General features: G+C 32.7%; 1 pseudogene. It reads right to left on the bottom strand.

Annotated features, from left to right (window positions below):
- A pseudogene (locus GNY06_RS15560) lies at window positions 1–208 on the bottom strand (IS982 family transposase); the annotation flags it as partial.

Here is a 208-nt window from a genome sequence, read left to right as displayed (position 1 = left end):
AATCCCATCAGTAGTACACACTGCATGCAATTTATAACCATAATAAACACTATTTTGCCAAGCACAAAAACCTTTATCCGAGCTGGTAAAGTAATTTTCTCTACAAACAGTACTTCTGCAACTTCTGATTAATTTGCATATTTCTAATGGCATGCTATCTACAATGTAATAATCACTGACAGATATTTTTGCAGCTATCTTGTTTCTT

The sequence above is a fragment of the Elizabethkingia argenteiflava genome, from assembly GCF_009904105.1.
Classification (GTDB): domain Bacteria; phylum Bacteroidota; class Bacteroidia; order Flavobacteriales; family Weeksellaceae; genus Elizabethkingia; species Elizabethkingia argenteiflava.
Note: the sequence above shows the minus strand (reverse complement) of the source record. Positions and strands in the feature narration are given on the sequence as shown.